We start from the raw sequence: 9,586 nt of genomic DNA, 5'->3' as shown, positions 1-9,586 counted from the left end.
AAGCGGGACTGAAAACCGCCAAAAGAACAGAACCGCACGTTTTCAGAAAAAATTGTGACTTTTAGAGATTTACGAGATAGATCTCTCCGCTCCCGAATATTCGGGACAGGTTACAGTCGAGATGACGGATTGGGAAAATAGCAATTCGCTTAGGCGAACTAAGGTGGCTTAGGTGGTTTAAAAGTTGTGATGCAATAGATCTCTCCGCTACGTTGCACTTCGGTCGAGATGACGGACTAGTGCGTGATGACAGCAAGGAGAAATGGTTCTCTTAATTACTCAACCCTGCAATGGCATTGATGGTTAAGGCCACAATTACGGTGTTAAAAATAAACGCGATTAAACTGTGTAAAAGCGAAAGCCTCCTGATTTTACGATCCGAGATTTCGACATCAGAAACCTGGAAAGTCATGCCGAGCACAAACGAAAAATAGGCAAAATCGATAAAATCGGGTTCATCATCACCCGGAAATTCCAAGCCTGAACCTTTTTTATCCGTATCACCATCCTGATCGTCGCCATAGTAGAGGTGTGCATAACGCATGCTAAAAGTGGTATGCACCAAAAACCATGATAAAAACATACCCGAAATGGCTACAATCAGATCAAGCGGTTCGATATCTTCATTGATTAGCAGCAAAACCACTGCAAGCAGCCCTGCAAAGGTAGAAACCACTACAATGGCAAAAATCTCGCCCCGGGTTTCATCCTGCATCCTGGCTTTAAGGTGCGTTTCGGCTACAGAAGTATGAAAAAACATGTACCAATGTAAACTGATCAAAACCAAACAGAATACATCCCAACCGAACATGATGTGTGCCAGCACACTCATCTCGAAAAAAAGTGAACCCAGGTAAAGCGCAATACCCGAAAACAGGCTGCTTAACAAAACAAACAATGCCGATCGTTTCTGGATACCCGCCAATTTTGGTTCAACTTCCATTTTCTTAAAATTTAAGCTTAAAGTGTTCTTTTGCCTGTCCTTTTTTAAAATAAACCAGCCCTATCCAAAACAGATCTACCGTTACGGTAACATCAGGGTGGTTTTTAATTTCTGCCCAGGCTTCTTTCATGCCCTGGCTCCAGTAAATATCGTCAAAAATCAGTAGCGAATCTTCATTAACTTTTGGCAGGCACCATTTAAAATAATTCAGGGTAGCATCTTTACGGTGGTTGCCATCGATATAAACGAAATCCAAACTGGGCTGCTTTGCAATAATATCGGGCAGAATGAGGTCGAAATTACCCACATGGAGTTCAATATTATCAAGATTTAAAGCCTCAAAATTCTTTTTTGCCACTTCAGCCGTTTGCGGACAACCTTCTATGGTAATAATTTCGGTTGCCGGATCAGTTTTAGCCAAATACGCGGTGGTAATTCCTAAACAGGTACCCAGTTCTATTGCGCTTTTAGGTCTGGTATTTTTTGCCAGACGGTAAATCAGCTTGGCCAAACGTGGACTTTTCAATGCATTTTTTGCAATCTGACTGACCTTTTTCGTACGGTTTTTATTGAGGTGGGAACCCGCTCCGAGGTCTGTAACGGTGATTATTGAATCGTCATTAAAAAGTTTTTTTCGCTGGTCTTCTATATTTTTGTATTCAGATTTGTCGGTAAAATCGTAAATTACCTCATCAGCTAGCTTGTACACGAATGGCGAATGCGTTCCATGTCGGCTTTTTGCTGTTAAACGGTGTTTAAGGTAATCTGTAATAAATTGAAATAGCATAATATTGCAAAAGTAATTTAAACACCGCAAACGTATGTATGTTTTATGGAAAATAACGCAGAGATAAGTGCTTTAGTAAAATTATTGGATGATCCGGATGAAGAAGTGTTCCACCATGTAGAGCAAAAACTGCTCGAATATGGCGGCGAGGTTGTCCATTTTTTAGAAAATGCCTGGGAACAATCATTTGACGGGTTGTTGCAGGAGCGTATAGAGAATATTGTTCACCAGATACAGTTTAAAACCGTTAAGGAAGATTTAAATTTATGGTATTTAAGCGGTGCCTTCGATTTGTTGCAGGGCGCATTGATTATTAACCGCTATCAATACCCTGATCTTGACGAACAGAAGGTAATTAACCAGATTGAAGAAATTAAACGCGATATCTGGCTGGGCCTGCAATACGAAATGAGTTCGGTTGAAAAGGTTAAACTGATTAACCATGTGTTATACCAGCAATATGGCTTTGGAGGAAATACCAAAAACCACCACGATCCACAAAATTCTTATTTAAACCAGGTACTGGAAAGTAAAAAAGGCAACCAGATTTCGTTGGCCATTATTTATTCTACTTTGGCACAGAAGCTTGATTTACCCGTGTATGGCATTAACCTGCCACAGCACTTTATTTTGGGCTACATTGATGATAGCAAACAGGAAGGAACAGAATATGGTGTTCTTTTTTACATCAATGCCTTTAACCGTGGCAATATCTTCGGCAAACATGATGTTGACCAGTTTTTACGTCAGCTTAATTTAGAGCCTTTACCCGAATACTACCGTCCGTGCAGCAATACCGACATTATCCGTCGCGTAATCAGAAACCTGATTTCGGCCTATGAAAATGCAGGTGCTACAGATAAAGTTGCCGAGCTAACCGAATTACAGGATATTATTGCCGAAAAATAGTTGATCCCAACCCATGTATAAAAAAACGCTTATCCCATCTGCTGTTTTGCTCCGCGTAACGGCCATTATTTTATTGTCGGTTCTGAGCATGCAGTTAAAAGCTCAACAAGCAGCTAAACCTAACGTTATTGCCTACTACTCTGGCCATAATTCGGTGATAGACAGCTTTCCGATCGAAAAATTAAGTCATTTGATTTATAGTTTCGGGCATTTAAAAGGCGACAGCTTAAATATCAAATCTGCAAAGGATTCGGCTCTGATTGCCAAAATGGTGGAATTAAAAAAGCGCAATCCTGATTTAAAGGTGATGATTGCCCTGGGTGGCTGGAGTGGCTGTGCACCCTGCTCGGAAGTTTTCAGCCGTGCAGATGGGCGTAAAACCTTTGCCAAAACCACTAAAGAAATCCTCGATTTTTTTAAGGCCGATGGCATCGATCTTGATTGGGAATACCCCGCAGTAGTAGGTTACCCCGGCCACAGGTACACGCCGGACGATAAGCATAATTTCACCTTACTGATTAAAGAACTACGCAAAAAACTGGGTAAAAAAGCTGAAATCAGTTTCGCGGCAGGCGGCACTAAAAACTGTATCGATTCGTGCTTCGAATGGGATAAAGTGATGCCATTGGTAAATCGGGTTAATTTAATGAGTTACGATCTGGTAAGTGGTTATGCGGTTAAAAGCGGCCACCACTCCCCGCTATATTCTACTAAAGAACAGGATTTATCGGGCGATTATGGTGTAAAAGCCCTAATAAAATTTGGGGTGCCCGCACAAAAAATTGCATTGGGTGCCGCATTTTATGCCCGCATTTTCGAAAACAGCACCGATGCCAACCAGGGCTTATACCAACCTACCAAATTCCTCAGTGGAGTTTCATTCAAAAATTTTAAACAACAGTTTTCTACCGAAAACGGTTATAGCTATTATTGGGACGAAACCGCCAATGCGCCTTATTATTACAATCAACAAAAAAAGTATCTCGCCACTTTTGATGATCCTAAATCAATTTCATTGAAAACAAAATATGTAATCGACCATAAATTAAACGGGATTATGTTCTGGGAACTTACGGATGATGCTTATACAGATGGATTGGTTGATGTAATTGATAAAACAATAAAAGGAATTTAGATCTATTTTAGCATTATAAAAAAAGCGACAGTTTCTATCCGAAAACTGCCGCCTATTAACAACTAAACTTGAGCGCACTAATTATAATCAATAACCAGGATTTTGAACCAATAATTTATTCTGACTGATGGCACTTTGTGGTATTGGCATCAGGTAATTTTTGCCCACATCAAAAGTTCTCTGTCCGCGTGGGGCATCAATAACTTTATAGGTTTTTGTGCTTCCTGATGCCTCCACTAACATGGCACGCTCTTTCCGGTTTAAATTTACATCTGCAATTTTCCATCTGATCAGATCCCAATACCGTTTATCCTCGAAGGCCAACTCAACCCTTCTCTCCTTCCTGATTACAGCCCTCATATTATCTTGGCTTAAACCAGGATAAACCGATGAAATGGTTGGAATACCTGCGCGGTTTCTGATCAGATCTAAAGCGGCATACACAGAAGCATCCGGGCCAACGGCCTCATTTTGGGCCTCTGCATAATTTAATAATACTTCTGCATAGCGAAAGAAATAATAGTTTTGTCCACTCGCTCCCGATTGAAATATATTAACAGTAGTATCCAGTTTTTTGCGCATCGAATAACCTGTATTGGTATTATCGTTGGCATCCGATAAATCGATGGTCTGGTTTGCAGAAGCCCCATTAAATTTGCCAGTATAGGTATTGTATACCTGTCCGGCAAAGGTCGAACCATCGCATACAATAGATTTATAAAAGCGGGGCTCGCGGTTAGCATTTGGGTGATTTGGATCGTAACCAGATCCGCTTTCGTTTATCCCCATACCGTTGGCCATAGCATAATCATCTACTAAATCCTGTGTTGGGTTCATCCCGCCCCATGAGAGTACGGTAGAACCAATACTCTGTGGACCTTGATAGCCTATTACATTACTGCCCTTTATAACTGCTAAATATTCTCTATACAATATTCCCTCGTTATTGTTGTTTCCTGTTTGCAAAAACAATTCATCATATTTCGGATATAAGCTGTAACCTAAAGCCATTACCTTTTTTGCATCAGCCGCTGCGGCAGCCCAACGGCCAAGATCGTTTGATGGGTTATTCTGTTTACTTGCATAAAATAATTCTACCCAACTTTTTAAGGTTAATACCGCACCAAGCGTAATCCGGCCATGACCAGAGTTGCCGTTATTTGTGGGTAATACTTTTATCGCCGCATCCAAATCGGCGATAATAAATTTATAAGTGTCGTCAAAACCAGCTCTCGGATGATTTACATCTGCATCGGTTGCAGTATTATCAGGTTTGCTGATTAATGGCACACCACCATACAACATCCATAGATACTGGTAATTAAATGCCCTGAAGAAATAGGCTTCCCCTAAGCGCTTATCTTTATAAGCCTGAGATAATGCTGTAGAACTACCCACATTGGTGATATAGATATTGATTTTTCTGATATTTCCATACAAATTGTTCCAATACATCCATTGCCCACCTCTACCGTTCCAGTTAATTCCCAGTTCGGCAGTGGGCGTTAAAGTATTTAGGGTTCGGATGGTGTTGGCTGTTGTTGTCCAGTTAAAACCGCACATCGAATTATCCGACCAGTTTTCTATGGGATCGAATACTCCATTATACAGATCGGGCAGGGTGCCATAAATATCATTTAAGAAAAGATCGGCAGTTGATTCAGAAGCCCATGTGGTTTCGTTAGATACTGCCGAAAGATTTTCGACATTAAGTGAATCGTCGCGTTTACAGGCGTTTAACAAGGCAAACACCCCAAATATTAAAGTTATTTTAATTAATTTCATCGTATTTATATTTTATAATCGATTAAAATTGTGCGTTTAAACCAATAGTGACTGATTTCATGGTCGGAAAATAACCACCCCTGTTATTACTGATTTCGGGATCGTAGTTTTGTAAAGGTGTCCAGGTGATCAGGTTTTGGCCCGAAACATAAATTTTGGTTAAACTCATACCAATTTTCTTTGAAACTGCCGAGGGTAATGTATAACTGAAGTTTCCGGTTCTAAGCCTTAAATAAGCTGTACTCCGTTGCCACCAGGATGATGTTTGCATATTGTTATTGGCGGGTGAGCTGGTTATCCTCGGACTTGCCGCATTCGGATTATCTGGCGTCCAATAATCAATAGCAGTAATTGGAGCACTTCTACCGTTAAAGAATGGCCAAACCGCATCCTGCCCCAATTGAATGCTTTTTTGCGCAGCCCCCTGGAAAAGGAGCGACAACTGGAAATTTTTATAGGTAATGGTTGGTGTAAAACCATAAACTATTGCTGGGTAAGTTGGTTTACCGATTTCTACCTGATCATCCACATCAATTTTACCGTTTCCATTGGTATCCTGATAGCGCAGATCACCAGGATGTACCTGCCCCCAAGGTTGTGTGGCTATGCCAGGTTTTAAATTACCAGATCCGTCAAAATCGGCAGCAGTAAAATATCCGAGTGCCTGATAACCAAATTGGGTATCTAAAGCTCTTCCGGTTTTTCTCCTGTTCGGGTTGTTAAAGGTATCATTGGTTTCAAACACCTGCTCCAATTTGTTTTTTGCATAGGTAAAATTACCATCAATAGCAATATTAAGGTCTTTTGCAGGGCTAAAATTGGTTCCGATGGTAAACTCAAAGCCCTTATTGCTCATGGCACCTGCATTTACCTGCGAAATACCAATACCATATTCCACAGGTACCGTTAAATTAGGTGTAACCAGCATATTATTCCTTTTTTCTGAGAAATAATCAAATTCGAAGGTAAAAAGTCCTTTAAGAATGCTTGCTTCAATGGCTATGTCCATTTTCTTTGCTTTTTCCCAGGTAATATTGGGATTAGCCTGCGAATTTTCGTACAAACCCTGCGTACCCAATCCTCCTAATATGGCTGCATTACCATAAATGCTATATGCAGATTGGTATTGGAAGGGACTTCCGGCCAACTGACCTGATATGCCATAAGATGCCCTAAGCTTCAGGTTGCTAATCCAGGTTACATTCTTCATAAAACTTTCTTCAGATAAGCGCCATCCCACAGAAAATGCAGGGAAAAAGCCAAAGCGATGTCCGGGAGCAAAATAATAATGTCCATCATAGCGGCCACCTGCCTCAAAAAGGTACTTATTATCGTAAGCATAAGTTGCCCTATACACTAAAGAGCGCTGCTTGGTTTGACCCGAACTTCCATCGTTAGATAAATCTGTAGCTACACTACTGCCAGCAAATAATTCGGGAATGGGTACATTATAGTTATTTCTGCCTGCACTAAAAGCCGATGATTTACTATTTCTTAATTCGAATACCAATAAACCGGTAACAGCACTTTTCCCGAAATTGTTGGCATAGTTTATATAACCCTGATAGGTAAAAGCCTGGGTTTGGTGATATTCTTCGGAAAAGGATGGTAAAGTTGTGGGTGTAAACTTATTGTACACCAATGGCCGTTTTGTGGTATCAAGTGTATAGTAAGTGTACGGTTTATTCCAGGAACGCCTAAAACTCTGAATAACATTTGATCCTCTATTGGGATTGTCATTAGTATTACTGTAAGGATCGGTTGGGTTAAAATCATAAGCGGCAACGGCTTTTACACTTAAACCTTTTAAAGGTAATTTTTGCTCGATGGAAAATTGGGTGAGCATAACATTCCCGAGACTTTTCTGATAACTTTCATTATCGTAAAATCTGGCGTAGGTATTTGAATGTAAGCCATTGCTATATATTAAGGCTTCCTGAGGATCGTTTGGTCTGATAATAGCCATTGAGTTAAAGGCATCTGTAGTGTTTAAACCATCAGCAGTGAGGGTCCGATCTTCTACACGGCCGTTTAAAGCCAGCTCTACCTTAGTGGTTTTAGTGGCTTCTACCTGTAGATTACCTGAAAGGTTGTAGCGTTTATAATTTAGCTTTGGCAGTGCACCATCCTGATAATAATAACCCAAACCCATTGCATAAGTTACTTTATCCGAACCTCCGGATAGGGATAAACTATGACTGGATTGTAAAGTATTTGTTTTAAGAATATCTTTAAAAGCATTCGAATTTGGATAAGCGTCAGGATCGCTGCCATCCTGATACTTCCTTAACATATCAGCAGTAAATGGCTGGGTAAGTCCATCGTTTACCGCTGCAGCATTTTTCATGGTGGCAAACTGATAAGAATTAACCAGCTCGGTAATCACTGTTGGCGATTGCCAGCCTACCCATCCGTCGTAGCTTAATTTTGGTGTACCTACCTTACCACGTTTCGTAGTTACCAAAATTACGCCGTTTGCACCTGCGAGGCCATAAGGAGCAACAGCAGCCGCATCTTTTAGCAGGGTTATCGATTCGATATCTGAAGGGTTTAACTGATTGTAGTTTCGTGGAATACCATCAACAATGTAAAGCGCCTGTTGATTACCGGTTGTCGCGGCTCCCCTTATCCTAATGGTAGCAGCATCGTTACCGGCCTGCCCACTGGGCTGGGTAAATATAACACCAGGAGCCCTACCGGCCAGAACGCTCGATAAATCGCCCACGGGCTGTTTTGCTATTGCATCGCCTTTTATGGTAGAAATTGCTGCGGTTAAGGAACCTTTTTTTGCCGTTCCATAACCCACAACTACCACCTCATCTAACTTGGTTTGATCGTCGGCTAAACTGACTATACCTAGATCACCACTTTTCGTAAAATTGACTTCTTTGGTTACAAAACCGCTATACGAGATAATTAAGGCACCAGCTGCTGTGGCGTTAATTTTAAATTCTCCAGCCTTATTACACACCGTGGCCACATTTGTGCCTTTTAACCTTACAGTTGCCCCTTCTAATGGCAATTGTTTTGTATCTACAACTTTTCCGCTTAGCGAGATGCCCGTTTGGGCAAAACTGTATGCGGTTAATAGCAGTAGCATGCTTAAAAAGTAAATTTTCTTCATTTTGTTATCATTTAATTTGGTTAGTTTGAATTGTTTTAGTGCTGCACTTATTGCTATTTTTTAGGGCGTTGGTAAACCCTCACATAGTCGATTTCGAGTTGATTGGGAAAGGGAGTTGATGCTTTAACTTCCCCTCCGTTCATCCCACCTAAGGCGAGATCAAACAGCATATAATGTGGTTGTTTAAATGGATTTTCAGCTTTGCTATCCTTATTTTGCAGCTGGCTTAATTTTACCTCATTGATCAGTTGGTCATCAACATACAGCGCAATGTGTTCTTCGTCCCAGTCCATTCGCCAAATGTGGAACTGATCGGCCCATTTTTTACCTCCCAATGCAGATACGGCCAGGTTTTTAGAATACCATTCTGCTTTGCCATCCTTATCAGCACATGCAATATTGGCCAGTAATTTATCCTGATAATATTCCATCATGTCGATTTCACCGTTTGCCGGCCACTCGTTTTTAACACCAAGCGTCCACCAGGCTGGCCATAAACCTGCGGCAGTATTGATCCTTCCCCTCATTATAAAGCGACCATACTGCCAGGCATGTAATCCCTGGGTATTGATACTTGATGAGGTATATTTAATATATTCTGGTTGGTTACGCCACGATTTGCTGTCTTTTTTGTACCATGGATTGGCTTTGGTTTCGCGCCGGGCTTCGATAATCAACAATCCATTTTTACAATAGGCATTTTCATTCTGATACCATTGTAATTCATTGTTCCTTACAAAACCATATTCAAAGCGCCAGTTTTTAGCATCTGGGGCACCATTGTTATTAAATTCGTCAGCCCACACCAATCGATAATCTTCGGTTTCATTAGCAGCTCTTTTTAAAACAAAACCTGAATTGATAATAACTGGCCAAAAAAAAAGCACGGTCAGCAAAAATTTT

7 protein-coding genes are annotated in these 9,586 nt (G+C 40.8%); 2 read left to right on the top strand and 5 right to left on the bottom strand.

The window, feature by feature from the left end; all coding sequences use genetic code 11:
• Positions 1-271: 271 nt before the first annotated feature.
• Both B2V92_RS23650 and B2V92_RS23645 read right to left on the bottom strand, forming a co-directional pair.
• Complete coding sequence (locus B2V92_RS23650) at positions 272-943, bottom strand: DUF1345 domain-containing protein (RefSeq protein ID WP_293312751.1); 672 nt, start codon at positions 941-943, stop codon at positions 272-274.
• A gap of 4 nt (positions 944-947) precedes the next feature.
• The gene (locus B2V92_RS23645; protein ID WP_293312749.1) at positions 948-1,730 is read right to left on the bottom strand and encodes an O-methyltransferase; all 783 of its coding nucleotides are present in this window, start codon (positions 1,728-1,730) and stop codon (positions 948-950) included.
• 45 nt (positions 1,731-1,775) lie between these two features.
• Between B2V92_RS23645 and B2V92_RS23640 the strand changes: the two genes are divergently transcribed.
• The gene (locus B2V92_RS23640; protein WP_293312747.1) at positions 1,776-2,639 is read left to right on the top strand and encodes a transglutaminase-like domain-containing protein; all 864 of its coding nucleotides are present in this window, start codon (positions 1,776-1,778) and stop codon (positions 2,637-2,639) included.
• Between the two features lie 13 nt (positions 2,640-2,652).
• Positions 2,653-3,774: a glycoside hydrolase family 18 protein gene (locus B2V92_RS23635; RefSeq protein ID WP_293312745.1), complete on the top strand. Its 1,122-nt coding sequence runs from the start codon at positions 2,653-2,655 to the stop codon at positions 3,772-3,774.
• A gap of 87 nt (positions 3,775-3,861) precedes the next feature.
• On the opposite strand, the gene B2V92_RS23630 is transcribed toward B2V92_RS23635, so the two are convergent.
• From B2V92_RS23630 to B2V92_RS23620, 3 genes are read right to left on the bottom strand one after another with little or no spacing between them, the layout of a single operon-like run.
• Positions 3,862-5,559, bottom strand: a complete 1,698-nt coding sequence (locus B2V92_RS23630; RefSeq protein ID WP_293312743.1) for a RagB/SusD family nutrient uptake outer membrane protein — start codon at positions 5,557-5,559, stop codon at positions 3,862-3,864.
• 22 nt (positions 5,560-5,581) lie between these two features.
• A complete protein-coding gene (locus tag B2V92_RS23625; protein WP_293312741.1) occupies positions 5,582-8,683 on the bottom strand; it encodes a SusC/RagA family TonB-linked outer membrane protein in 3,102 nt (1,033 codons plus the stop codon).
• Positions 8,684-8,736: 53 nt separating this feature from the next.
• A complete protein-coding gene (locus B2V92_RS23620) occupies positions 8,737-9,570 on the bottom strand; it encodes a glycoside hydrolase family 16 protein (protein ID WP_293312740.1) in 834 nt (277 codons plus the stop codon).
• Positions 9,571-9,586: the final 16 nt, after the last annotated feature.

Origin of the sequence: Pedobacter sp. UBA5917 (genome assembly GCF_002432345.1) — a bacterium.
GTDB lineage: Bacteria > Bacteroidota > Bacteroidia > Sphingobacteriales > Sphingobacteriaceae > Pedobacter.
The sequence above is the reverse complement of the archived record's forward strand: the minus strand, read 5'-3'. Positions and strand labels throughout refer to the sequence as shown.